This window comes from Aeromonas sp. L_1B5_3 (assembly GCF_963866575.1).
Classification (GTDB): domain Bacteria; phylum Pseudomonadota; class Gammaproteobacteria; order Enterobacterales; family Aeromonadaceae; genus Aeromonas; species Aeromonas jandaei.
Window position 1 is genome coordinate 35,667 of record NZ_CAWMDN010000003.1, and the last position, 24,747, is coordinate 60,413.

A 24,747-nucleotide genomic window follows, 5' to 3' on the forward strand; every position below is an offset into this window, starting at 1 on the left:
TTACACACCCCACAGCACGACGAAACCCGTCATCAGATAGACAAACAGCACCACGACCAGCGCGAACTGCAGCGCACCGCGCAATCCCACTGGCTTGATATAGTCGGTCAGCACCTGCCACAGACCGATCCAGGCATGGATCAGTACGCACAGCAGAGCCAACAGGGTGAAGACCTTGGTGAAGGTGTTGGCGAAAAAGCCGGTCCACACCTCGTAGGTGATGTCGTTGAACGCGACAAAACCGACCAGATATAGGACATAGCAGCTCATGATGAGGGCGGTGGCGCGGATCAGGATGTAATCGTGTACGCCGCTGCGCCCGAAGGTTGCAGAATTGGTTACCATACAAGCACTCCCGCCAATACTGCCAGAACCGCGGTGATCACGAAGGCCACACGGGCGCTCTGATTGCCGGATTCCAGCTCTTCCCAATAGCCCATATCCATGACCAGATGACGCAGACCACCCACAATGTGGTATGCCAGCGCAGTCAGGATCCCCCACAGCACGAGTTTGACCAGGAAGTTGTCCATGATGGCAACCACAGTTTCAAACCCTTCGGGAGAGGCGAGTGAAGTACCAAGCATCCACAGCAAGATGCCCAGTGCAACAAAGGTGATTACCCCTGATACACGGTGCAGGATGGATGCAATGGCAGTGACAGGAAAGCTGATCGTCTGTAGGTCGAGGTTGACCGGTCTCTGTTTCTTTTTCACGCTTGCCCACTCAGCTCCATTGAGCACGTTAGTTATTGTTTTAACTCGTTTCTGAGGGCACGGGATGGTGATTGTTGGTTATTTGTTACCAAAACACTCTGAAAAAGCCAAAAATCCGGTTTTCGGTTTCACATCAGGCTTTGCCAAAGCGTTTCAAACACCCGCAGCCATGACCCACGTGGCGCAGTATATCGGCGGGCTTAACCGAAGACAATCAAATAGCTACAAAGAAAACACAAAACCGCAAACCTGATCGCATATTTTATTTAACATTTAATTAATGGCCATCCAGCAAAATTGACATTGATAGGGAACTCTGTTTCAAATAAGGCGCTCCAGCCACCTCGGTATGGGTAACAACCTTTGCCAGCGTCATAAAAGTCGTAATAGAGTAGGACTGGAACCAAATTATAAAGAGCAAAGGAGACGTGCTATGGCTGATAAGATAGCCACCCTACACCTGCCCGGGAAAGATCCGGTTGAATTGCCGATCCTCTCCGGAACAGTCGGACCGGATGTCATTGATGTCAGAAAACTGGGTGCACAAGGGTATTTCACCTTTGACCCGGGCTTCATGGCGACCGGTTCTTGCAAGTCCGCCATTACCTATATCGACGGGGATCAGGGTGTCTTGCTGCACCGTGGTTACCCCATCGCCCAGTTGGCCAAAGAGTCCAACTACCTCGAAGTCTGCTACATCCTGCTCTACGGCGAGGCGCCGACCAAGGCCCAGTTCGCCGAATTCCAGCGCACCGTAACCCGTCACACCATGGTGCACGAGCAGATCGCCTTCTTCTTCCGCGGCTTCCGTCGTGACTCCCACCCCATGGCCATCATGTGTGGCGTGGTGGGTGCCCTCTCCGCTTTCTATCACGACGCCCTCGATATCAATAACGAACAGCATCGCGAGATCTGCGCCTTCCGCCTGCTCTCCAAGATGCCAACCCTGGCCGCCATGTGCTTCAAGTACTCCATCGGCCAGCCGTTCATGCAACCGCGCAACGCCCTCTCCTACGCCGGCAACTTCCTGCACATGATGTTTGCGGTGCCGACCGAAGAGTACAAGGTCAACCCGGTGGTCGAGCGCGCCATGGATCGCATCTTCACCCTGCACGCTGATCACGAGCAGAACGCCTCTACCTCGACCGTTCGTCTGGCTGGCTCCTCCGGTGCCAACCCGTTTGCCTGTATCGCCGCCGGTATCGCCTCCCTGTGGGGTCCGGCTCACGGTGGTGCCAACGAGGCCTGCCTGCGCATGCTGGAGGAGATCGGCTCGGTGGATCGCATCCCCGAATACATCGCCCGCGCCAAGGACAAGAACGACTCGTTCCGTCTGATGGGCTTCGGTCACCGGGTCTACAAGAACTACGACCCCCGTGCCCAGGTGATGCGCGAGACCTGCCACGAGGTGCTCAAGGAGCTGCAAATCAAGGATCCGCTGCTCGACGTCGCCATGGAGCTGGAGCGCATTGCACTCTCCGACCCCTACTTCGTCGACAAGAAGCTCTACCCGAACGTGGACTTCTACTCCGGCATCATCATGAAGGCGATCGGCATCCCGATGAACATGTTCACCGTGATCTTCGCCATCTCCCGCACCATCGGCTGGATCGCCCACTGGAACGAGTTCCACTCAGATCCGGATGGCAAGATCGGTCGTCCGCGCCAGCTCTACATCGGTGAGCCGCTGCGCAAGTTCGTCCCGATCGACGAGCGCTAAGCGCTTGAGTCGACATGGTTTGTTACAAAGGCGGTCATTGACCGCCTTTTTATTTGTCGCTCTAATGCCCCTTTCAATTCGAAGGAGTCCACCATGAAACCTCTGCTTGTCAGCGCCGCCCTGCTGCTCACCGCCTGTCAGGGCACCACGGCCCCACAGGGTGAGACCCTCTACATCAACAGCCAGCTGGTCGATTGTGTCGGGGTCGGGCCGATGCAGTGCATGCAGGTGCGCAGCGACGAGCAGCAACCCTGGACGCTGTTCTACCAAAACATTGAAGGCTTCCAGTTCGAGCCGGGCTACCAGTATCAGCTCACCGTGAGCAAGGAGCAGCTCACCAACGTGCCAGCGGATGCCCCTTCCTTGCGCTACCAGCTGATCAAGGTGGTCAGCAAGGTCGCCAGCAAGTAACGCCAGGATCAAAAACGGGGGATGGCGCAGGCCATCCCCCGTTTGTTATCACTTTCACTTCACTTGAGCGACTATCGCGGCGGCAACGCCATATGGAGCAAGGGATAGGGTTTACCCTGACCATCCAGCGGCGAGCGGCCCGTCACGGCGAACCCCATCTTTTGGTAGAAGCCCACCGCCTGCTCATTCTGCTCGTTGACGTCAACCAGCGTCGCGCCGCACTGGCTGATGGCATGTTCCACCAGTCGGCGACCCACGCCACTGCCGCGCACCGCCGGCGCCACAAACAGCATCTCTATCTTGCCATCGCATAGCCCGCAAAAACCGGCAATGCGCCCCTCCTCCGTCCGGGCACAGTGCAGTGTCACCGCATCGAAGTAGTGCTCCAGAATAAGGGGCTTGAGCGCGAGGATCTCGGCCTCGGGCAGAAAGTGGTGGGTCGCCCGCACCGAGGCCTCCCACAGCGCGATCAGGGCCGGATAATCGGCCCGCGTTACAGTATCAATCTTCATCAATGACTCTTTGTTGCAGCCCGCAGGATAGCTGTAGCCTCCCTGCGGGCCAGTCTGAATTAGCGTGCCTGCACCGCTTGCAGCAGCACCGACACATCGGCACCAAAACTGCGGGTACGGATCGCCTCGCGGATCTCCGCTTCGCTGTAGCGGCTGCCCGGATAGACCACCACGCAGGAGGTATCGCCGGGCTTGAGGAAGTGGGTCTCGCCAAACGGGGTATAACGGGTGGCACCGATGCTGATGAGCGCGTGGGGAGGATGCCCCGCCTGCGCCAGCAGCCCCTGAATGTGCTCCGCAGGCCCTTCATCCTGTTGATGGTTGAACTTGTCGATGGCCCAGTCGAGCAGCTTGCCGTGGAAGTAGCTGTAGTCGATGGCGGCGCTGTCTACCCCGTAGGCATGCAGCTCGCCATCGCGCTCCAGATAGCAGGCGATGCGATAGTCATCGAGCTCGCAACCGGCTGCAAAACCGGAGAGCGGCAGCAGATTGGCCGCCAACCCCTTGCTCTCTTCGCCCCAGTTCTTCTTCTCGCTGATCTTCTTGGCGTTGGGACGACGGATGGAGCAGTCGTTATAGGCGCCAAAGGCACGGGGATGGATCGCCACCACCTGCTTGTCGGCATACTCCAGCTCGCACCAGAGCGCCACTTCCGGCTCAATCTGCACCTTCTCGTCACCGCTGACCGCCGCTTCCGGCAGGAAGATGGCGTTACTGCTCAGCGGGAACACCCCGAGCTGACCCGGATGGCCCGGCACGAAGAAGGGGAACAGCGCCTTGGGCGCTGTGGTATCGCGCACCACGACCGCCACGAAATCCGACGCTTCACCCGCCTGCTCCAGATGACCGGCGAAATTGCCCGCCACCCCGAGTCCGATAAACTTGCTCTCTGCTGTCACTTGCATCTTGCTCACCTGCATCTTGCCAACGCAAGGTAGCAGGCCCGTCGCCCACTACCGCTAAAGTGGCAAGATTAAACCACAAGGCCCCCGCCTTCGCCCAGTCCGGCCCTGCGGCGGTGTGCGCCAGCCCGCTTTTTTGGCCCCGACTGGCGACGCCTTGCACCATTTCTGTCACCTCGTCCGCCACCCTGGCCTGTCATCTTGTCGCCATCAGCAACTAATCTGCCTTGTAGCAATCGGCCAACGCCCCGGAGAAGCAAAAAACAGGGTGCAACAACCGAGAACCGAGCTCACCAATTGATATAAACAAAAATGAGGGCATTCAGCCAAAAGGCATAAATTCTACTTATAGTGATCAGTTTGGCCCCTCTCTGCCCCGCAGGCTGCCCGCCAAGCCCCCTGCGGCCATCTTCCGATCTCTTTCTCTCTTTAGCCCTTTCTCCTCTTTGGCCTGCGCACCAACTTTGCTAGGCTGCCTGCCAAACAGACTCACAGAGGGATCTTCTTGATGTCACAGGCACACTTTCAGGGCCGCTTCGAAGTCGAGTTCAAATATCGGCTGGCGGATCGCCCCGCCTTCCTCAAGGCGCTGCTCGCCATCAATCCAGAGGTGATGCTGGAAGACAATCTGGAGCGGGATCGCTACTTCGACACCCCGGACGATGCCCTTGCCCGCGCAGGCAAGAGTCTGGCGATCCGCACCATGGAGCCCTCCGGCATCCAGCTCTGGATCGTCAAGGGGCCCGAGGCGGATCGCTGTGAAGCGGTCAATATCAGCGATGCCGACAAGGCTGCCAGCATGCTTTTGACCATGGACTACCGGCAGGTCCTCGAGATCACCAAACAGCGCAGCATCTACTTCCTTGGCCCGTTTCACGTCACCCTGGATCATCTGGCCGGGATTGGCGACTTCGCCGAGTTGGCCATCATGACCGATGACGAGGCACGCCTGCCTGAATTTCGCCAGCAGCTGCTCGCGTTGGCTACGCGGCTGGGGCTCTCTTCCGAGATGGAGGAGCCGCACTCCTACCGCACCCTGTGCAGCCAGCACATGCAGGCAACACCCACCACACACCCAGAGGATGCAACCCGATGATCGACAAACTCGCCTGGCTCACCTTTAAAGATCAGCAACTGCTCTGCGCCCGCTCCCACGGCAAAGCCATCTACTATATTCCCGGCGGCAAGCGCGAGCCGGGTGAGAGCGACGAAGCGGCCCTGATCCGCGAGATTGACGAGGAGCTGGCCGTCACCCTGCAACCCGATACCCTGCGCTTTGCCTGCGAGTTCAGCGCCCAGGCCGATGGCAAACCGGCCGGGGTCGAGGTACGACTGCGCTGCTACACCGGGCAAGCCAGCGGCACCCCGGTCGCCTCGGCCGAGATTGCCGAGCTGCGCTGGCTCGACAGCAGCCATCTCGACGAACTCTCCCCCGTCTCCCGCCTGCTCTTTGGCTGGCTCAAGGAGCAGGGGCTGATCCGCTAACTGGCCGCAGCCTCCTTGCATCACGGCCAGATCACACTGTGGCTGAACCGCAGACAGGATGCCGCTCACACAACGAAAAGGATGTCGGATGGAGATTATTGACGTACCCGCTATCGAGGAGCAGCTGCCCGCCCTCATCGCCCTGCTGCAGGATTGTGTCGACAGCGGTGCCTCGGTCGGTTTTGTACCGCCCCTCCGTGTTGAGGATGGGGCTAAATACTGGCAAGAGGTGGCGGCAGAGCTGGCATCAGGGGGCCGAAAACTGTGGCTTGCCCTTGAGCAGCAAGCCGTTGTGGGCGCCGTGCAGCTCTCACTCTGTGGCAAGGCCAATGGCCGCCACCGGGCCGAGGTGGAAAAACTGATGGTACTGCAAGCGGCGAGAGGCAAAGGTATTGGCCGTGCGTTGATCCAGGCGATGGAGCAAGGCGCCCATGCCGCAGGTCGTTCGCTGCTGGTGCTGGATACTCACGCCGGTGACGTGGCCTCGCACCTCTATCGTCAACTCGGCTATCAGGAGGCTGGCCAGATCCCCCATTTTGCCCTCGGTGCCGACGGCAAGCTGGCGGCGACGGTTATCTTCTACAAGATGCTCTGAATACTCCCCCCGCTTCTCTTATCAAAACAGCAGGGCCGAACTGACCGGCCCTGCTTGTGGCAGCGTGACTTTTTGTTGCAGCAATAGGCTTGCGACAGACAGCAACGGAACAGCCATTGACCCAGCCCCCCTCACCCCCCGCCGTCGCTCGCGCCAAAATACAACAAAACCAATAAATTGATTAATTAAGGAATAATACGAGCCCCATTTCTTGTTCATCTCTTGCTTCAGCAGGCGTATCGTGTGAGACCCATTTGATAATCAAATCTATGTTGTTCACTGCCTTGAGGAATAATGGATGCCTACTTTGCCCCGTACTGTCACCTCCCCCAAAAAGTTCATCATCGGCCAACACCTTCTCCCACAACTCCATGAGCACGTTAAAGATTTTGGTGACAATGCGCTGCTCATCAGCGACGAGTTCATTCTTGAGCGGGTGCAAGAGGAGGCCCTGGCGGGGATCCTGCAGGCAGGCCTCAGTGGAGTGGTCGACAAGTTTCGCTACGAATGCACCGAACAGGAGATCCAGCGTCTGACCCACCTTGCCGAGCAATATGGCGCGAACGTGATTGTCGGGATCGGCGGCGGCAAGACGCTGGATGTCGCCAAGGCCGTGGCCTTCTATCTGCGTCGTCCGGTTGTGTTGTTCCCGACGATTGCCTCCACAGATGCCCCCTGTACGGCATTGGCTGTCATCTACAACCAGGCGGGCGAATTTGAGCGCTATCTGTTCCTGCCGCAAAATCCGGACGTGGTGCTGGCTGACACCGCCCTCATTGCTGCCGCCCCTCCCCGCTTCTTTTCCGCAGGTGTCGGCGATGCCCTGGCCACCTATTTCGAAGCGCGCGCCTGCTATCGGGCCGACGGGCTCAATCTGGTTGGCAAGCGTCCTTCACGTACCGGGTTGGGTCTGGCAAAGCTCTGTTATGAGCTGCTGGGGGAAAACATCGAGCTGGCCATGGATGCGATACGCCACCATGTCTCCACTCCGGCGCTGGAGCAGGTCATCGAAGCCACCATCTACCTCAGCGGGGTCGGCGCAGAAGCCGGCGGGCTGGCCGCTGCCCATGCCGTCAACAATGGCATGTCACTGATCGCTGAGCTCCATCGTGCCCAGCATGGCGAGAAGGTGGTCTTCGGCCTGCTGACCCAGCTGGTGCTTGAGCGCGCCCCGCAACATGAACTTGATGAGGTATTGCGCATTATCGACTGCGCAGGCCTGCCGATGACGCTGCAAGAGCTTGGGCTCACCCACTTTGATGAAAGCGAGTGGCACAAGGTGGCGCAGCTGGCCTGCGATCCCCTCGATACCATGGGTAACATGCCGATGACAGTCAGTGAACAGGATGTCTACGCCGCCATGGTAGCGGCCAATGCCATGGCAGAGCGTTATCGCCTCCGTCATCCCCGCGCCTGATTGATTTGCCGCACCCAATGCGGCAAACAGCAAAAAGGCTTGCCCATTGGCAAGCCTTTTTCATCTGCAATCCATCTCTTGTCGGGATAGACGAACGTCTGCGCTGACTCAGGGTAGTTTCACCGCCCGCACGTCAACCTCTGGCAGGGCAAAGGCCTCTTGCGCGGCGATGAGTTGCAGCTCGTAGGCCTGCTGGCGCCAGGTCTCTTGCAGCACGGCGTCCACCGCCGCATTGGTGCGCTCAAAGGCGCTCACCGCATCGTGCCCGGTCAGCAGGTTGGCCAGCATCAGGGCACTGATAAGATCGCCGACTCCGACCGGCTGGCGAGCAAAGTCATAGAGCGGGCGGGCAATCAGGTAATCCCCATCCGGGGTGGCCAGCAGCATCTCGAAGCGGCTCGGGTCTTTCGCCGCGCGGCCCAGATGCTTGACCAGTACCAGCTTGACGCCACGGGCCAGCAGCTGATGGGCGGCGGCGCGGGTCTGCGCCAGATCCGCCAGATGGGTATCGCAGAGGGTCTCCAGCTCCAGCAGGTTGGGGGCCATCATGTCGGCCACCGGCAGTGCCTGCTCGGTCAGAAAACGGGTGACGCCGGGGGCGACGATGCACCCCTTCTCTGGATGGCCCATCACAGGATCGCAGAAGTAGATGGCATCGGGATTGGCCGCCTTGACGGCGTTGACCACCTTGAGGATCTCGTCACCCTGCTCGGCTGAACCCAGGTAGCCGCTCAGTACCGCATCACACTGGCCCAGCACCCCGATATTGCCCAGCCCTTCGGCCAGCGCGCTGATGTGTCCCGCCGGCATCGCCATCCCCTGCCAGCCCTGTGCGTACTGGGTATGGTTGGAAAACTGCACCGTATTGACAGGCCACACGTCGACACCCAGACGGCGCATGGGGAAAACGGCGGCGCTGTTGCCGGCACAGCCGAACACCACGTGGGACTGAATAGAGATAACGGATTTCATCGGGATCACCACAACAAAGGATCAGCAAAGGGGGCAATATATCGGATGAAGATATTGGATTGCCACCCTGTCACGGCACGAACCGGCATTTTCCTGATTAAACGCAGGCTTTTGGCCTGAAGCCATGCCATTCGGCACTGCTTTGCGTTCGTTTTTTCTGCTCGCTATGGACGGGCGAAGTGGTAGACCCACCCCTCATCCAGCGCCATCCCGGCTGGCGGAGTCAACAGGGCGGGCAGCCGGGCGACCCGACCGCCAGCGGCATATTGCAGCGCCATCAGGGCGCACAGCGCCGCATCGTAGCGATCCGTATCCGGCACCACATCGGCAGGCAGCAGCGCCGCCAGCTCGGGTCTGGCAGGGGATGCCTTGCCCGCGACCTTGGCCAGCGCCGGATAGACCTCCAGCACGGCGCGACTGGCCTGCGGGGCGACGGTCGGCACCAGTTGCAGATCAGCCAGATTGGGCAGCATGGAGAGCGCCAGGGTGGCGTTATTGCCGAGCCGGTCGAAGGTGGCCGACAGCGGCTTCTTGCCATATTGCTGATACAACCAGCGCTCGCAGTCGCGATAGGCGTAGGGGTTGTCGATCTCCCGCTCGGGCACGGCGCAGGAGAGCGGCCGGCCGTTAAGCAGGTCGCGCAAGGCGCGGGGAAAGGCGAGCGGCGCATCGATACCGAGCGCCAGTTGCGGGCAGGCCGCGACCTGCGCAAGCAAGGCTCCGTCCTGCAGGGCCGGACGCAGCAAGGCGGCCAGATCCGGCGCAACCCGTGAACTCAGGCGAAACAACGGCGAGACCCCGAGCCAGTGCAGACGGTTGGAGTCGGCCTGCCAGCCCACCACGGCCACCGCCTGGGCGCTGCCCTGCCAGCCCCGCACATCCCAACCAATTCCGATTGCACTCATCAGCCCTGCCGTCATCTGTTACCTCTGTGTCACGGATAGAAGGGGCACAGGGTAATCAGCCTGCGGGCTTAACGCAAAGCGAACCGCCCACTCAGAACGATTTCTGGAAGTTCGCCAGCGGCAAAATGGGGAAAACGCCGTTGGCGGCGTAGTTGGCCAACCCGATCTGCAAGCCGTCGAGGTGTTTGGTGGCATTGATAAAACCGATCTGGAAGGTGGTGCGCTCGGCATAGTTGACCAGCCCGACGTTGGCCAGCGCATTGCCTTTGGCGATATTGACCGCCCCCCAGTTGAGCCCCTGTACGTTATTGGTCAGGTTGACCAGCCCGAGATTGACGCCGGTATCCTGCCCCTCATGCCAGTTGACGGCATTGATGGCCACCCCGCCAAACTGGTGGCGCACCCGGCCGGCACCGAGAAAGATCCCGAGCTGCAGGCCACTGAACCGATCCACATCGGAGAGGGCAAACACCGGCAGATCGATCCCCTTCACCTGATCGGTACGACCGTAAAGCAGAGAGGCGCGCGCCCCTTCCACCTGATGGGAGGCGGGCAGATTGACCCCGGGCAGGGAAAACTGTACCGGCGTACTGGCTTGCGCTACGCCGCACAGCGTGAGAGCGCCGCAGGCCAGCAGCAGTCGGGAGAGTGTCATGGGAAGCTCCTTGCAGTTGCATCAGCAGGAAAAGGAGCATGCTAACAGCCGGGAGGTACCGAGGGGACAGCGCGAGGGACGCGCTGCGTCATCAGGCGTCCCAGCCAGCCGCCAAATGCGGGGTGGCACGCAAAAAGGCCGCTTGTGTCCGGCCATTTTTCACGGCCATCGGCCCCCTTCCCTTTCCTTGCCGGGGTGAACTGCCTAAAATAGCCGCCCTGCCACGTCCGGCATTCATCCAGTTAGAGGAATTCCCATGGAGACGTTTCTGCTCGAAGGTCACCCCTTCGTTGCCTTGTGTGACCTTATCAAGCATCAGGGTTGGGCCGATTGTGGCGGCGCGGCCAAGGCGCTCGTCGCCGAAGGGCTGGTCGAAGTGGACGGTCAGGTAGAGACCCGCAAGCGCTGCAAGATCGTGGCCGAGCAGGTGGTCAACTTCAACGGCATGAAGGTCGTGGTCAAAGAGGGGATGAGCCCGGAGATCGAGTGATCGGTCACGGCTGATTGCCACCGCTCCGCCAGATCTGCTGGCGGAGCGTTTGAGCTGCCTGTACGGGCGTATCTCTTGAGCGCGTCAGCTGGCCTTGATCGAGAGGGTCAATACGAAGCGCGCCATCGCCTCATCCCCGTTTAGAGAGGGACAGGTGGCCACCACCTGGATGGGGCGATTGATGCGCTGCCCAGTGGCGAGCGATTCATCGATCATGGCGTCTATCTCCTCCCCCGCTGCGCAGTCAAACTGCACATCCCCCTCGGGCCGTTTCAAAAACTCCCCCTGCACATCCTTGAAGGCGAAGTGTACCTTCTTGCGCCGCTGTCGCCCCTTCTCCATCACCAGCAGACCGCCCACCAGATCGGCGCCGGTGGCCAGCGCGCCAAAATACATGCTGCCCAGATGGTTGCGGGTACGCCAGCCAAGAGGAATGCGAATGCGCAGCGCCTTGGCGTTCATCTCTTCGATGATCGGGGCACAAAAACCGATGACGGGAATGTAACGCCAGGCAAAGAGCCGCAGCGCCAGATTGGCCTTCAAACGTTGCAAATCCATATGCGAACTGATCCGATGAGTTGATGTAAACAACATGTTGCCAGCATGACCATCATTGGACAAGGACGCGGATCACGCTTGCCGCTATTTCATTGCCCAAAAAAAGAGGGAACCACAACGGTTCCCTCTTTTTGCATTTGCCGGTCGATCAGGCCCGCTTCTCTTCGAGCCAGGCCCCCTGACTCTGCATATCGAACAGCTGGGCATAATGGCCGCCGAGGGCCATCAGCTCGCCATGGCTGCCCCGCTCGTTCACCTGACCGCGAGAGAGCAGCAGGATCTCGTCCGCATCGACGATGGTCGAGAGGCGGTGGGCGATGGCGATGGTGGTGCGACCGCGGCGCGCCGCAGCCAGCGCCGAAGAGAGGGCCAGCTCGGTCTGGGAGTCCACGCTGGCGGTCGCCTCGTCCAGAATGAGGATGCGCGGATCTCCCACCAGCGCGCGGGCAAAGGAGAGCAGCTGGCGCTGGCCGGCGGAGAGGTTCTTGCCCCCCTCCTCCATCAGGGTGTTCAAGCCATCCGGCAGGCTGCGCACAAACTCGGCCAGCTGCACCTCGGTCAGCGCCTGCCACAGCCGCGCCTCGTCGATGCCGGCCCGACCGAGCCGCAGGTTCTCGGCCAGGGTACCGACGAAGATAAAGGGATCTTGCTGTACCAGCCCGATGCTGCGGCGCACCGCCGAGAGCGACAGTCTCGCCATCGGGTGATCATCGAAGCGGATCTGCCCCTGATCCAGCGGATAGAAGCCCATCAGCAAGCTGATAATGGTGGACTTGCCACTGCCGGTGTGGCCCACCAGCGCCAGCATCTGGCCCGGTGTGGCGGTAAAGCTTATGTCGCACAGCACCTGCTGCTCGCCATCGTAGGAGAATCCCACCCGCTCGAAACTGACCCTTCCTTCCAGCGGGCGCAGCTCACCGTCGGTGCTCTCGCGGGTTTCATCGAGCAGGGCAAAGACCCGCTCCCCCGCCACCATCGCCTGCTGCAGCTGGTTGAGCTGGTTGGTCATCTCGATAAGCGGCTCAATCATCCGCCCCAGATAGCTGATAAAGGCGTAGAGCACCCCCACCTGAATGGCACCCGCGCTACTCAGCCCCTCGTGGGCAAACAGCGCCAGCAGGCCGATCAGCACCATCATGTAGAAGAGATCGATAAGCGGGCGCAGCAGGATGCCGTTGATCTTGAGACTCTTGAGGCGCGCCGCCCAGTGCTGCTGGTTCACCTCGGCAAAGGCGTTGGCAAAATGGCGCTCCTGCACCATGGCCTGAATGACCGGCATCCCCTGTAGCGACTCGTTGAGACGGCTGTTGATGTCGGAGAGCAGGCTGCGGGTCGCCCGTACCACGGGCACGCTCAGTTTCTGGTAAAGCCACATCACTCCGCCCACCGCCGGCAGCAGGCAGGCACACACCAGCATCAGCCGCAGATCCAACAGCGCCATGGAAATGAGAATGCCGCACAAGAGCACCACCTTCTGCACCAGCAGCCCAATCACCTGCACGTAGAGGTTCATGATCGCCTCGGTGTCGTTGGTGATACGGGAAATCAGCGAGCCGGAGCGATGCTGGTCAAAGTAGCGGGCCGGCAACCGGATCGCGGTGGCAAATACCTGTTCGCGCAAGGTTTGCACTACCGCCTGGGCGATGCGGTTAAAGCGCAGGGATTGCAGGTAGAAACCCGCGGCAGAGAGCACCTGCAAACCGAGATAGCCGGCCGCAATGGCCGCAATGGCGGGCCACACCAGCTGGCGCGGTGTCAGATAGTCATCGATGAACAGTTTGATGAGCAGGGGGCCAGCCACTTCGGCACCAGTTGCCAACAGCAAGCAGAGGCCAGCCTGGATCAGCCAGCGCGGATAACGGGCACAATAGGCGAGCAGCCGTTTGATGGTCGGGTTCACAGGCTCTCCTCCACTGCTTCTTCGAGACGCTGGTAACGCACCATATCTGCATACCAGCCGTTGTGAGCCATCAGGGCGCCGTGGCGGCCACGCTCACTGACTGCCCCCTGCTCCAGTACCAGAATTTCATCGGCCTGCTCCACCGCCGTCATCCGGTGGCTGACCAGAATGAGGGTGCGCTTGTGCGCCTTGAGTGCGTGCAGGATCTGCTGCTCGGTGTGGGCATCCACTGCCGAGAGCGCATCATCGAGCACCAGAATGGGCGCCTCCAGCAGCAGAGCACGGGCGATGGCGAGCCGCTGCTTCTGGCCGCCAGAGAGGGTCACCCCCTTCTCCCCCACTTCGGTCTCGTAGCCTTTGGGGAAACGGCTGATGTCGTCATGGACACAGGCGATCCGCGCCACCCGCTCGACCTCCTCGCGGCTGGCATCAGGCCGACCAAGGGCGATGTTGGCAGCGATGGTGGTGGAAAACAGAAATGGCTCCTGCGGCACATAGGCAAACTGGCTGCGCAGCTCACCCAGCGCAAGTTGCGAGATGGGAATATCCCCCATGCAGATCTCTCCCGCAGTGGGATTGGCCAGCCGCATCAGCAGTTTGAGCAGGGAACTTTTACCAGCACCGGTACGCCCGACAATCCCCAGCATACCGCCAGCTTGCAGGGTGAAATCCACACTCTGCAACAGGGTACGCTGCTCAAGCTGGTACCCCACATCGCGGGCTTGCAACGGGAAGGGCGAGACCAACGCAAGCGGGTGAGCCGGCTCTTCGATATCGCTGCGCTCGCCGAGCAGACTTTCAATTCGCGAATAGGCGGCGCTGCCCCGCTCTATGATGTTGAACAGCCAGGCGATGGCGAACATGGGCCAGATCAGCTGGCCGAGGTACATGGTGAAGCTGGTGAGCTCCCCCAGGGTCAGCTCGTCACGGAGTACCAGTGCACTGCCACCCGCTACCGCCAGAAAATAGGAGCAACCGATGCAGAGATAGATGACGGGATCGAACTTGGCATCGATGCGAGCCACAGCCATGTTGCGTTCCCCGGCCTGCCGGGTCAGTTCGGCAAAACCTTGATCTTCTAGGGATTCAACGGCGTAGGACTTGAGCACTCGCACACCGGAGAGCGCCTCCTGGGTTTTGTTGTTGAGTTTGGAAAAGGCCCCCTGCGCTGATTTGAACTGCTTGTAGATCTGCTTGCCAAAGCGGTTCATGAAAAAAGCCATCACCGGCAGTGGCAACAGGGAGAGCAGAGTCAGTTGCCAGGAGTACTGGCTGCACATGATGGAGAGCACCAGCACCCCGACCATGATGGAGTCCACCAGGGTCAAGACCCCTTCCCCGGCGGTCATCTCCACCGCCTGAATATCGTTGGTAGCGTGGGCCATCAGATCGCCGGTACGGTGGCGCTGGTAGAAATCGGGGCTCATCCGGGTGAAGTGGCTGAACAGACGGTTGCGCAGCACAAAGGCTAGCCGGTACGAGGCGCCAAACAGCATGACTCGCCAGGCATAACGCAGCATGTAGATGAGTAAACCGAGGCCAAACAGGCCGGCCAGATAGCCCGTCAGCGTTGCGCTATCGAGGGATCCCCTGGTAATGCCGTCCACCACCCAGCCGACCACTTTGGGCGGAATGACGGTCAACAAGGCCACCACCATCAGCAGAGAGATGGCAATCAGATACCGCCGCCACTGCTCCCTGAAAAACCAGCTCAATCGTATAAATACGCTCACACCACCAACCTTTGCCCTTTTAACTGCCATAACACACAGATGCAGACAGCATTCTCACGGGTCGACATCAGAAATGAAAACAATCGCCTCCGGCTGGAGGCGATTTGAATCGAAGGGTCATCATATCCCGAACCAAGGGGTATGAGAATAATTACTATTTAATTCACTGAGAGGGGCGATCATCACCTGTTGCATAGGGATTATACGTATTTTCATGCTGCTCACCGGTCAGAAGAAAGTGGGATACCTCCTCTCTGGTCTGGCTGAATACCTGTTGCAGTTGCTCAAGATCTGCTTCGCTCAGCACCTCATTTTGCCGCAACCGCCACTCCAACTCCCCGGCGACCACCTGCAAACGGGCTGCGGAGATATTGGCCGACACCCCCTTGAGGGTGTGCAGCAATTTACAGGCAACATCCGGCTGCTGACGGCGCAAGGCCGAGCGGATCTCCCATAGATCATCCTTGTGCTCCGACATGAAGAGCTTGAAGAGGATCTGCAGCGCCTCCTTGTCCTGTTCCAGCCGCTTGAGCGCATCCTGCAGGTCTAGCACCCCCATCATGTCGGGCGGTTTCACCTCCAGCATACCGCTCTGCTCCAGCTCTTGTGGTTTTACCCACTGCAGCAGGTTGTTGTAAAGATCGAGCTTGCTGACCGGTTTGGTGACATAGCCATTCATCCCGACCCCCAGACAACGCTCCTTGTCGCCCGGCATGGCACTGGCGGTCAGCGCAATGATAGGGACGTCGTGCTTGTCGACCATCTTGCGAATCTGGCGGGTAGCATCGAGGCCATCGAGCACCGGCATCTGCAGATCCATCAGGATGACATCAAACGGCTGCTCGGCAACGCGCTCTACAGCTTCGCGGCCATTGTTGACCACGGTCACGACAGCATCCACCCGGCGCAGATATTCGATAATGAGTTGCTGGTTAACCCGGTTGTCTTCGGCAAGCAACACCCGGGTTCCCTGCAGCAGAGATTTGAAATGCTGCTGATCGCCTTGCGCTTCCGCCTGTCGCAAGTGGTGTTCATAAGAGCTGCCATTGAGCAGCTCATCCACCTTGGCCAGCAGGGAGTTTTCAGTCATCGGCTTGGGCAGGAAATGGGTCAGCCCGATGCTTTCCATCTTGCCGTGCAGACCATCTCTGGACCAGGCACTGATCATCAGAATGGGGATCCGGCGCCACTGGCTGTGCTGATACATCTCGAGGGCCAGATCCAGCCCATCCTCCTGCCCCATCCGCCAGTCGAGAATAGCCAGCTTCAGGCTCTGCCCCTCTTCCCGCAACACCTGACGGGCACGGGAAAGCGAATTGACAGCAAGCACTCTGACACCGGCGCGGGTCAGGATATCTTTGGCCAGATCCAGCACCAGCTCGTTGTCATCCATCACCAGCACCAGCGGTTGATGTTCGAAGAACACTTTACGGCCAGCCACGCCATAAACAGCCTGAGTCATGGGAACATCAAACTGGAACAGCGAGCCGACCCCGGGTTTGCTCTGCACCGAGATCCGCCCACCCATCAGTTCCACCAGGCGCTGGGAGATATTTAGGCCAAGGCCGGAACCGCCATATTTTCTGGTATTGCTGGCATCAATCTGGGTAAACGCCTGAAACAGATTAGCCTGCTTATCCTCCGCAATCCCGATACCGGTATCACGGATACTGAAGCGGATCCGCATGGGATGCGCGCTGGCCAAACTAATCGACACTTCCACCTCACCACGTTCGGTAAACTTGATGGCGTTATTGACCAGATTGACCAACACCTGCCCCAGACGCAGGGGATCACCACGCAGGAAAACCGGAACATCGGAAGATTTGCAGATGATCACCTCGACATGTTTGCGTTCAGCCAGATCGGCAAACATGCCCGCCAGCGAATCCAGCTGCTCGCTGAGATCGAAATCGATCTCTTCCAGCGTCAGTTTGCCTGATTCCACCTTGGTCAAATCGAGGATGTCGTTGATCAGCAGCAACAAGGTATCGGAAGAGGATTTGATCTTGCCAAGGTAGTCCCTTTGCTGTTGATCCAGCTCGGTTTGCAGGGCCAGCGAACTGAAACCGATGATGGCATTCATGGGCGTGCGGATCTCGTGGCTCATGTTGGCCAGAAAATCGCTTTTGGCCTGCGCCAGCAGACCGGTCTGGTGAGAAAGCTCACTCAGCTTCTGATTTCTCCGCCACAGCGTATAGGCCACCAGACCAAAGCAAATCAAAGCCCCCCCGAGCACCATCAGATAGAAGCGGTTCATCAGTTTGGCGGCACACTCAAGCCGATCGAGCTTCCAGCGCACCAGAGTATCAACCACATGCATGTCGATCAGCCTGTTACGCAGTGTGTGATACGCAACCACCTGGCGGCTCAGATCCGCACTCAACTGAACCAGAGCTATAACGTCTGGCTGATCGCGATAGCGGGTTGTCAATTGTTGCTGCAGCAGGGTCAGCTGCTCCTGCTCCTCTTTACTCCAGCTTTTTTGCAGGAATGACCCCAACTGTGCCAGCTCCTTGAGATTGCTCTGCAAGGTGTCGTCTGCCTGTGGCAGTGCCAGTACCTTGTGCAGTTGCAGCTGGAATGGCTGCTGAATGTACTCTATCGCCATCTCCATGGCATGAAGTTGGGCCAGCTCCATCAGATAGGAGTCCATATCCTGCAACAGAGTCTGGGAAAGGGGAAAAGAGATAAGCAGTGGATCACTGCGAACCATGCGCACAAAGCTATCCAGATTTGCAGATAACTGGCTGAGGCGCTGCTGGACGTTGGTGTCATTGGCCTGCTCCCGTCCAAGCAGATAGACGGTGTCCGAATTAATCCGGTTCAGCACAACCTCTGCCGCGGTACTCATATCCTCAGCTTGCTGCTGCTGACTGAGCAACTGCCAGCAGTATCCCGAAAACGCGAGCAGCAAGGCCACAACCAGCCCAAGCAGCACACGGTTTTTCCGTGATCCTTTGTTCATCCCGTCTCGACTCTCAACTGTGGTCGCTGAATTATCCTGCAGGGTAATGAACCCCGGGAGCATGATCCACTCCTGCCGGCCATTGTGTTACCGTGGCGCGGCGCTGATTGGGCAGCAAATCTCCCCATCAGAATACATCTACAGGAGCCAATTATGTCATTTGTCACTACTTATTGTAGCCACTGCTTTACCAGAAACCGCCTGCCTCTGGACCATATCGACCATTCAGCCAAGTGCGGCCACTGCAAAGCCGCGCTTTTTGGCCAGACACCAACACTCGGTCGTGACAACCAGTTCGATACTCTCATCAGCTCCGACATTCCGGTTGTCGTCGATTTCTGGGCCAGCTGGTGCGGCCCTTGCCAACAATTTGCCCCCGTGTTTCACGAAGTGGCTCACGAAATGGAACCACAAATGCGCTTTGTCAAAGTAGATACCGAGCAGCAAGCCAGCATCGCTGCACGCTACGCCATTCGCAGTATCCCTACGCTAATGGTTTTCAAACAGGGCAAGATGGTGGCTCAAGTCAACGGTTCACTGCCCAAGAGCATGTTCAAACAGTGGCTGGAGCAATTCGTCAACGTTTGATGGATGTTGCGCACATGTTTAATTTCGCGCCGATTAATCAATCACTCTGTGAGTAGTGACTGATTTTCGGCACACAGGCCTGTTTCATCCAGGTGAAGAGATGTAGTCTCGGCAACACAAAAACAACCATAAATTAACCGAGAGAACATTATGCACACATCTGCTGTACCCTCAGCCTCATCTCGCTGGCTGGATGTCAAATCAGGGATAGTTATCCTGGATGTCCTGCTGCTCTGCGCCATGCTCGCCTGGCTACCGTTTGAACCCATGGTCAACAAGGGGCTGGGCATTCTGGTCTTCATCGCCATCCTCTGGCTGACTGAAGCTCTCCATGTCACCATCACCGCACTGCTGGTGCCCTTGCTCGCAACCGTGCTCGGGGTCTTTGACATGAGCAAGTCACTCACCGACTTCGCCAACCCGATCCTATTCCTCTTTTTCGGTGGCTTCGCACTGGCTGCCGCCCTCTCCAAACAGGGACTGGACACCCTGATGGCTGGCAAGGTGATGCATCTGGCCAACGGGCACCTTGGCTGGGGCGTCATTTTGCTCTTCACCATTACCGCCGCCATGTCCATGTGGATCAGCAACACCGCCACCACCGCTATGATGCTGCCACTGGCGATCGGCATGCTGACCCGCCTTGATAGCAAGAAAAATCGTGCCACCTTCGTGTTCGTCCTGCTTGGTATCGCCTATAGCGCCAGCATCGGCGGTATCGGCACCCTGGTGGGCAGCCCACCCAACGCGATTGCAGCAGCCCAGATGGGGATCGGCTTCACCGACTGGATGAAGTTCGGGATCCCGGTCGTCCTTATCCTGATGCCTTGCGGCATTGCCCTGCTCTATCTGGTCACTCGCCCGCAGCTCAACCACAAGGTTGAACTACAGGATGTCACCATCAACTGGACCCGCGAGCGCAAAGTTACCCTTGCTATCTTCCTGACCACTGTGGTGCTGTGGATCGGTTCGCAACCTATCTCCAACGCCTTTGGCGGGATACCTCAACTCGATACCCTGATCGCCATGGGGGCCATCGTTGCCATCGTAGTGAGCCGCGTCGCCAGCTGGGATGACGTGAACAAGAACACCGACTGGGGCGTGTTGATGCTGTTTGGCGGCGGCCTGACCCTGAGCGCCATCCTCAAGGCCACCGGTACCAGCGCCTTTCTGGCGGAACATCTGTCGGCAGTCCTCTCTCATGCCAACATTTTCGTGATCCTGCTGCTGCTCGCCGCTTTCGTGGTCTTCCTGACCGAGCTGGTCTCCAATACCGCGACCGCGGCGCTGCTGATCCCGCTCTTTGCCAGTGTGGCTGAAGCGCTGGGCGTCTCTCCCGTCGTCATGGCGGTTCTCATCGCTATCGGTGCCTCTTGCGCCTTTATGCTGCCAGTCGCAACGCCGCCCAATGCCATCGTCTTTGCCAGCGGCCATATCCGCCAGCAAGAGATGATGAAAGCCGGTATGTCATTGAATCTGGTCTTCACTGTGCTGCTGGCTATGCTGGCCTTCTTTGTCGGCGATATCCTCTGATATCCACTAACCCCCGGATAAACAAAACCCCCGCATTGCGGGGGTTTTTTATTGCCGTGAACCGTTAGTTGACGGAGCAGCGTTTCAGGTTCCAGATCCGCTCTACATAGTCCTGAATAGAGCGGTCGGAGTTGAACTTGCCCATGGTGGCCGAGTTGATGATGGCCTTCTTCGCCCACAGCGCCGGATCGCGATACCAGGTATCGATCAGCTTGTGCGCATCGGAGTAGGACTGGAAGTCCGCCAGTGTCAGGTAAGGATCACCCCCTTCCAGCAAGGAGCGCTTGATGGAGGCCAGCTCACCCGGACGCCCCGGAGTGAAGTAGTCGGTATCAAACCAATCCAGCACAGCCTTCAGCTCTGAGTTCGCATAGTAGAAGTCATACGGGTTGTAACCGCGGCCTTTCAGGGCCTTCACCTCATCCACGTTCAGACCGAAGATGGCGCAGTTTTCAGCACCGGCCTCTTCCGCGATCTCGATGTTGGCGCCGTCCAGCGTACCGATGGTGATGGCACCGTTGAGGGCCATCTTCATGTTGCCGGTACCGGACGCTTCATAGCCTGCAGTGGAGATCTGCTCGGAGACGTCAGCTGCCGGGATCAGCTTCTCGGCCAGACTCACGCGGTAGTTCGGCATGAACACCACTTTCAGCTTGCCCTGAATACGGGCGTCATTGTTGACCCGATCCGCCAACTTGTTGATAGCATAGATGATATCTTTGGCCAGCTTGTAACCGGGCGCCGCTTTGGAGCCGAAAATGAACACGCGCGGATGCATGTCATAGTCCGGGTTGGCCAGCAAACGACGGTAGAGCGCCATGATGTGGATAAGGTTCAGCTGCTGACGCTTGTACTCGTGCAGACGCTTGATCTGGACGTCGAAGATCGCCTCGGCGCTCACATCGATACCGGTTTCCGCCTTGATGACCTTGACCAGCTTCTCTTTGTTGTGACGCTTGATGGTCATAAACTGCTTCTGGAACGCTTTGTCGTCGGCAAACTTCACGACACCACGCAGCTTGTCCAGCTGCAGCGGCCACTCCTTGCCCACCACCTCGTTATAGAGTGCAGCCAGTTCCGGGTTGCACGCCAGCAGCCAGCGACGCGGCGTCACCCCGTTGGTCACGTTGCACATTTTCTCCGGCCACAGCTCGGCATACTCGGGGAAGAGATCTTCCTTGACCAGCTTGGAGTGGATCTCCGCAACGCCGTTCACTTTGGAAGAGCCGATGACGCAGAGGTTGCCCATGCGCACCTTGCGTACACTCCCCTCTTCGATGATGGAGAGTTTGGCTTTGATGGCATCGTTACTGGGCCACTTGGGTTCGACCAGCTCGTTCAGGAAACGGGCGTTGATCTCATAAATGATCTCGAGATGGCGTGGCAACACCTTCTCGAACAGGCTGACCGACCACTTCTCCAGCGCTTCCGGCAGCAGGGTGTGGTTGGTGTAGGAGAATACCTGATAGCTGATCTCCCAAGCGGCCGCCCAGTCCAACCCCTCTTCATCCACCAGCACTCGCATCAGTTCGGGAATGGCGATAGTGGGGTGAGTATCGTTGAGCTGGATAGCGATCTGGGCCGCGAAATTGCTGAAGTCGCTCTCATGCACCCGCTTATAGCGGCGCATGATTTCCTTGATGGAGCAGGCGCAGAAAAAGTACTGCTGGATCAGACGCAGCTCTTTACCGGCATCGGTCTCATCGTTCGGATAGAGCACCTTGGAGATGGTTTCGGCCTGTGCTTTCTCTGCCTGGGAGTCAATGTAACCACCGGCGTTGAACACGTCCCAGTCAAAAAACTCGGAGGCTCGGGATTCCCACAGACGCAGGATGTTGACGGTACTGCCGCCAAAACCGACTACCGGGATATCCCAAGGCACCCCTTTGATCTTGCGACCCGCGTGCCACACCTTCTTCAAACCGCCGTTATCACCGAAGACGGTCTCGACATAGCCATAGAGGGGGACTTCCTGTACCGACTCCGGACGGCAGATCTCCCAAGGGTTGCCATATTCACGCCAGGAGTCCGGACGCTCAATCTGGCGGCCATCCTGGATCTCCTGACGGAACAGACCGTGTTCGTAGTGGATACCGTAGCCCACTGCCGGGTAGTTCAGGGTTGCCAGCGAGTCGATGAAGCAGGCAGCCAGACGACCCAAGCCACCATTGCCGAGCGCCATATCGGGCTCTTGTTCACACAAGTCGGTCAGATCCAGACCGAGTTCGCTCAGCGCCTCTTCACAAATCTTGTAAAGAGAGAGGTTGTGCAGGTTGTTGGAGGTCAGACGCCCCATCAGGAATTCAGCAGAGAGATAGTGAATAGCACGAGTATCTTTCTTGAAGTGAGTCTGCTGAGTGCGGGTCAGGCGCTCGTAAACCTGTTCGTTGACCGCCGCTGCGGTGGCTTTCCACCATGCATCGTGAGAGGCTTTCTGTTCGCTTGTTCCCAAGGTAGAACGCAGGTGACGCACGATACTCGCCTTGAGCTGATCTTTATCCAGTTGGAGATCCTGGTCTGTCTTCTTCTTGGTAGCCATAAACCATATTCCTTCGTTACAAATAAAATTGTTATCCCGAGGATCGGGACCGGCGCTGTTGTTATCTCAAAATATGTACCGGCGTGAGAATACTAACGAAAGCCGCACAATTAAAAGTTAACGCAAGTCACACTTTAACCGATGAAAACCGCCCCAAAAGCGTGAAAACCCTTTCCTTTGACTCGTTGCCATTCATAAAAAATAACCACCTTTATCAATAGGTTATGTTTAAAGTTAAAATAAAATAACGTGAATAGGTTTTCAACGATTGCCAGGCTTTGAAAATCCTTGAAAATAGGCACTGAAACGGCGCATTGAAAGCGATTTCAATGCGCCGATATATGCTACAGGGCAAATATGAAACCTGCATTGCACCATCAGGTGTGTGCCTTGAACTGATTGCTCAAAGGATCATAGTGATATCCAATCTGGCCCAACCGCACCGCCAGCTGCTCCTCACTCATGTCGTAATAGGCCAGCAACTCCTCCAGCCCATCACATTCAAGCCGCAATTTCTCATTGATGATGCCCAGCAAAATGTTGGCATCCAGACGCTGCAACGTGCTGATATCCATCTCGGATCCTCCTCTTGACGACCTGTATAACCATGGGTGGTACACCAGCGTTTGTCCATAGAACAAAAAAACACCACCATTCAATAGATCATCAACATATTTAAAATCAATTACTTACTGAATATTTGCATCGTAGAGATCACATATTTCTTTAAAAACAGCTTGTCAGGTACCTAGAACATAACTACTGTATGTGCATACAGCTTGTATTTTCATACAGGATAATGGATATGAACCAGACTCTGCACTCTCCCTATGTCGCAATGAGCAGCACCATCAGCCGTCCATGGCCAACAAGGATCCTCTGCAAAGCGGGTACGGCCAGCGTGCGTATTAACTCCGATGAACAGTTTCTGGATGAATTGACCCGCATCGGTAACAACCATACCGGATGGATCCTGTTGATCGCCCCACCCGGCCGCCCTGCAGCCAACCGCTTGCAAGAGCGTGGCATAGACCCGAAACGGGTGCTGATCGTACACAGCCCGAAGATCAAGAACTGGCAACAGACACTAGAGCGCAGCCTTTGTCAGGGGCATTGTGCAGCGGTCTTTACCTGGCTGCCCGAACAGATCGAGCTGGATCACGCCAGATTGCAGCGTCTTGGCCAGCAGTCAGGCATATTGGCCTGCTTCTTTGGCGCCGAACGTATTGCTGTGAACGGTAAACGAATGAGTTATGGCGAACAGGATATCTATCTCAATCACTGAGCCAGGGTCGAGCTCCTCTTGATCGCGCCTTTTTCACCCCCACTCGAGTGAAGATGATAGGCACTCAAAGAGTCTGGAAAGAGATGGTTAAAACAGACGGTACAATGAACCAGTCTCAGACGCAGGTATCTTATGGCTCCAGGCAATATATCGAGTTCACTCATATTTTCTCGCCATTGGTACGCTCATCTTGAAATGCCGGGGGACAAGGGGTATAACCACGCGTTTTATCAGGTGTATTAAGTGAGCGGTATGATGCAAGCCCCCTTTTGGCAGACCAAGAGTCTGCAGCAGATGACTGAATCCGAATGGGAATCCCTCTGCGATGGTTGCGGCAAATGCTGCCTCAACAAGCTGATCGATGAAGATACCGAAGAGCTGGTGTTCACCAACGTAGCCTGCAACCTGCTCAATACCAAAACCTGCCAGTGCTCCGACTATATGAACCGCTTCAAGAAAGAACCGGATTGCCTGCAGATCACCCACGACAAGATTGCCGAGTATGACTGGCTCCCCTCCACTTGCGCTTACCGCCTGCTTGCCGAAGGGCACCCCTTGCCAGAGTGGCATCCCCTGCTGACCGGTAGTCGTTCAGCCATGCATCAAGCGGGACAATCCGTACGTGGCAAGGTGATCCACGAAGATGAGGCGGGTGAATGGATTGACCACATCATCACCTGGGCCAGCTAACGCGCTCAATCTGCAATATCTGACACAACAAGGGCTGCACATGGTGCGGCCCTTGTTGTTTCTGCCAGACTTGCTGCCCATCCGGGTAGAGTATTCACGTTGATTTGACGGGCATGATGCACATGCCCGCCCCTCACAATCAGACTCATGCCAAGCAGAGGCAGAGGCAGAGG

26 protein-coding genes are annotated in these 24,747 nt (G+C 57.8%); 12 read left to right on the plus strand and 14 right to left on the minus strand.

Going from position 1 to position 24,747, the window contains the following annotated elements:
* Both sdhD and sdhC read right to left on the minus strand, forming a co-directional pair.
* The gene (sdhD, locus tag AACR93_RS01175) at positions 1 to 345 is read right to left on the minus strand and encodes a succinate dehydrogenase, hydrophobic membrane anchor protein (RefSeq protein WP_041210306.1); all 345 of its coding nucleotides are present in this window, start codon (positions 343 to 345) and stop codon (positions 1 to 3) included.
* Entirely contained in the window at positions 339 to 716 is a 378-nt protein-coding gene (gene sdhC / locus AACR93_RS01180; protein ID WP_041210307.1) for a succinate dehydrogenase cytochrome b556 subunit, read from the minus strand. Before sdhC ends, sdhD begins: the two co-directional genes overlap by 7 nt.
* Before the next feature lie 64 nt (positions 717 to 780).
* Between sdhC and AACR93_RS01185 the strand changes: the two genes are divergently transcribed.
* The 3 genes from AACR93_RS01185 (at position 781) to AACR93_RS01195 (ending at position 2,847) form a co-directional block, all read left to right on the plus strand.
* A complete protein-coding gene (locus AACR93_RS01185; protein ID WP_124242845.1) occupies positions 781 to 969 on the plus strand; it encodes a hypothetical protein in 189 nt (62 codons plus the stop codon).
* A 180-nt stretch (positions 970 to 1,149) separates the two neighbouring features.
* Positions 1,150 to 2,436, plus strand: coding sequence for a citrate synthase (locus AACR93_RS01190; protein WP_033116137.1), 1,287 nt, complete (start codon positions 1,150 to 1,152; stop codon positions 2,434 to 2,436).
* A 93-nt stretch (positions 2,437 to 2,529) separates the two neighbouring features.
* Positions 2,530 to 2,847 carry a DUF4377 domain-containing protein gene (locus AACR93_RS01195; protein WP_043852113.1) on the plus strand — a complete coding sequence of 106 codons (318 nt, stop codon included), beginning with the start codon at positions 2,530 to 2,532 and terminating at the stop codon, positions 2,845 to 2,847.
* A 71-nt stretch (positions 2,848 to 2,918) separates the two neighbouring features.
* Here AACR93_RS01195 and AACR93_RS01200 read toward each other — a convergent pair whose 3' ends face one another.
* Positions 2,919 to 3,359 carry an acetyltransferase gene (locus tag AACR93_RS01200; RefSeq protein ID WP_043852114.1) on the minus strand — a complete coding sequence of 147 codons (441 nt, stop codon included), beginning with the start codon at positions 3,357 to 3,359 and terminating at the stop codon, positions 2,919 to 2,921.
* A gap of 59 nt (positions 3,360 to 3,418) precedes the next feature.
* Positions 3,419 to 4,264: a DUF5718 family protein gene (locus AACR93_RS01205; RefSeq protein ID WP_043852115.1), complete on the minus strand. Its 846-nt coding sequence runs from the start codon at positions 4,262 to 4,264 to the stop codon at positions 3,419 to 3,421.
* A 505-nt stretch (positions 4,265 to 4,769) separates the two neighbouring features.
* Between AACR93_RS01205 and cyaB the strand changes: the two genes are divergently transcribed.
* The 3 genes from cyaB to AACR93_RS01220 all read left to right on the plus strand — a co-directional run bounded on the left by cyaB (position 4,770) and on the right by AACR93_RS01220 (position 6,341).
* On the plus strand, positions 4,770 to 5,357 hold the full coding sequence (gene cyaB, locus AACR93_RS01210; protein ID WP_043852116.1) for a class IV adenylate cyclase: 588 nt from the start codon (positions 4,770 to 4,772) through the stop codon (positions 5,355 to 5,357).
* Positions 5,354 to 5,746, plus strand: a complete 393-nt coding sequence (locus tag AACR93_RS01215) for an NUDIX hydrolase (RefSeq protein WP_042032071.1) — start codon at positions 5,354 to 5,356, stop codon at positions 5,744 to 5,746. Before cyaB ends, AACR93_RS01215 begins: the two co-directional genes overlap by 4 nt.
* Positions 5,747 to 5,834: 88 nt before the next feature.
* The gene (locus tag AACR93_RS01220; protein WP_043852117.1) at positions 5,835 to 6,341 is read left to right on the plus strand and encodes a GNAT family N-acetyltransferase; all 507 of its coding nucleotides are present in this window, start codon (positions 5,835 to 5,837) and stop codon (positions 6,339 to 6,341) included.
* A 21-nt stretch (positions 6,342 to 6,362) separates the two neighbouring features.
* Here AACR93_RS01220 and AACR93_RS01225 read toward each other — a convergent pair whose 3' ends face one another.
* Positions 6,363 to 6,560 carry a hypothetical protein gene (locus tag AACR93_RS01225; protein ID WP_156153054.1) on the minus strand — a complete coding sequence of 66 codons (198 nt, stop codon included), beginning with the start codon at positions 6,558 to 6,560 and terminating at the stop codon, positions 6,363 to 6,365.
* A gap of 79 nt (positions 6,561 to 6,639) precedes the next feature.
* On the opposite strand from AACR93_RS01225, the gene AACR93_RS01230 reads away from it, so the two are divergent.
* On the plus strand, positions 6,640 to 7,758 hold the full coding sequence (locus tag AACR93_RS01230) for a glycerol dehydrogenase (protein ID WP_043852118.1): 1,119 nt from the start codon (positions 6,640 to 6,642) through the stop codon (positions 7,756 to 7,758).
* Positions 7,759 to 7,866: 108 nt separating this feature from the next.
* Here the strand turns inward: AACR93_RS01230 and pdxY are convergent, their stop codons facing one another.
* From pdxY to AACR93_RS01245, 3 genes are all read right to left on the minus strand, one after another.
* Positions 7,867 to 8,730, minus strand: coding sequence for a pyridoxal kinase PdxY (pdxY, locus tag AACR93_RS01235; RefSeq protein ID WP_043852119.1), 864 nt, complete (start codon positions 8,728 to 8,730; stop codon positions 7,867 to 7,869).
* A gap of 164 nt (positions 8,731 to 8,894) precedes the next feature.
* On the minus strand, positions 8,895 to 9,650 hold the full coding sequence (locus tag AACR93_RS01240) for a DUF429 domain-containing protein (RefSeq protein ID WP_043852120.1): 756 nt from the start codon (positions 9,648 to 9,650) through the stop codon (positions 8,895 to 8,897).
* A gap of 76 nt (positions 9,651 to 9,726) precedes the next feature.
* Positions 9,727 to 10,290: a VC2662 family protein gene (locus tag AACR93_RS01245; RefSeq protein WP_043852121.1), complete on the minus strand. Its 564-nt coding sequence runs from the start codon at positions 10,288 to 10,290 to the stop codon at positions 9,727 to 9,729.
* 256 nt (positions 10,291 to 10,546) lie between these two features.
* Between AACR93_RS01245 and ybcJ the strand changes: the two genes are divergently transcribed.
* Positions 10,547 to 10,780, plus strand: coding sequence for a ribosome-associated protein YbcJ (gene ybcJ / locus AACR93_RS01250; protein WP_033116144.1), 234 nt, complete (start codon positions 10,547 to 10,549; stop codon positions 10,778 to 10,780).
* Positions 10,781 to 10,864: 84 nt separating this feature from the next.
* Here the strand turns inward: ybcJ and AACR93_RS01255 are convergent, their stop codons facing one another.
* The 4 genes from AACR93_RS01255 to AACR93_RS01270 form a co-directional block, all read right to left on the minus strand.
* Positions 10,865 to 11,338 (minus strand): DUF4442 domain-containing protein, encoded by a 474-nt coding sequence (locus AACR93_RS01255; protein ID WP_041210317.1) that lies wholly within the window; start codon positions 11,336 to 11,338, stop codon positions 10,865 to 10,867.
* Between the two features lie 148 nt (positions 11,339 to 11,486).
* Positions 11,487 to 13,238 carry an ABC transporter transmembrane domain-containing protein gene (locus AACR93_RS01260; RefSeq protein WP_043852122.1) on the minus strand — a complete coding sequence of 584 codons (1,752 nt, stop codon included), beginning with the start codon at positions 13,236 to 13,238 and terminating at the stop codon, positions 11,487 to 11,489.
* Positions 13,235 to 14,971, minus strand: coding sequence for an ABC transporter transmembrane domain-containing protein (locus tag AACR93_RS01265; protein WP_043852123.1), 1,737 nt, complete (start codon positions 14,969 to 14,971; stop codon positions 13,235 to 13,237). The genes AACR93_RS01260 and AACR93_RS01265 overlap by 4 nt, the downstream gene beginning before the upstream one ends.
* A 163-nt stretch (positions 14,972 to 15,134) precedes the next feature.
* Positions 15,135 to 17,939, minus strand: coding sequence for a hybrid sensor histidine kinase/response regulator (locus AACR93_RS01270; protein WP_043852124.1), 2,805 nt, complete (start codon positions 17,937 to 17,939; stop codon positions 15,135 to 15,137).
* A gap of 153 nt (positions 17,940 to 18,092) precedes the next feature.
* On the opposite strand from AACR93_RS01270, the gene trxC reads away from it, so the two are divergent.
* Complete coding sequence (gene trxC, locus AACR93_RS01275) at positions 18,093 to 18,527, plus strand: thioredoxin TrxC (protein WP_043852125.1); 435 nt, start codon at positions 18,093 to 18,095, stop codon at positions 18,525 to 18,527.
* Between the two features lie 150 nt (positions 18,528 to 18,677).
* On the plus strand, positions 18,678 to 20,060 hold the full coding sequence (locus tag AACR93_RS01280; protein ID WP_043852126.1) for an SLC13 family permease: 1,383 nt from the start codon (positions 18,678 to 18,680) through the stop codon (positions 20,058 to 20,060).
* A gap of 64 nt (positions 20,061 to 20,124) precedes the next feature.
* Here the strand turns inward: AACR93_RS01280 and AACR93_RS01285 are convergent, their stop codons facing one another.
* Both AACR93_RS01285 and AACR93_RS01290 read right to left on the minus strand, forming a co-directional pair.
* On the minus strand, positions 20,125 to 22,599 hold the full coding sequence (locus AACR93_RS01285) for a glycogen/starch/alpha-glucan phosphorylase (protein WP_043852127.1): 2,475 nt from the start codon (positions 22,597 to 22,599) through the stop codon (positions 20,125 to 20,127).
* A 377-nt stretch (positions 22,600 to 22,976) separates the two neighbouring features.
* The gene (locus AACR93_RS01290) at positions 22,977 to 23,174 is read right to left on the minus strand and encodes a DUF4250 domain-containing protein (protein ID WP_043852128.1); all 198 of its coding nucleotides are present in this window, start codon (positions 23,172 to 23,174) and stop codon (positions 22,977 to 22,979) included.
* Positions 23,175 to 23,404: 230 nt separating this feature from the next.
* Between AACR93_RS01290 and AACR93_RS01295 the strand changes: the two genes are divergently transcribed.
* Positions 23,405 to 23,884, plus strand: coding sequence for a cell division inhibitor (locus AACR93_RS01295; RefSeq protein ID WP_043852129.1), 480 nt, complete (start codon positions 23,405 to 23,407; stop codon positions 23,882 to 23,884).
* Positions 23,885 to 24,139: 255 nt separating this feature from the next.
* Positions 24,140 to 24,574 carry a YcgN family cysteine cluster protein gene (locus tag AACR93_RS01300; RefSeq protein ID WP_042032055.1) on the plus strand — a complete coding sequence of 145 codons (435 nt, stop codon included), beginning with the start codon at positions 24,140 to 24,142 and terminating at the stop codon, positions 24,572 to 24,574.
* Positions 24,575 to 24,747 lie beyond the last annotated feature (173 nt).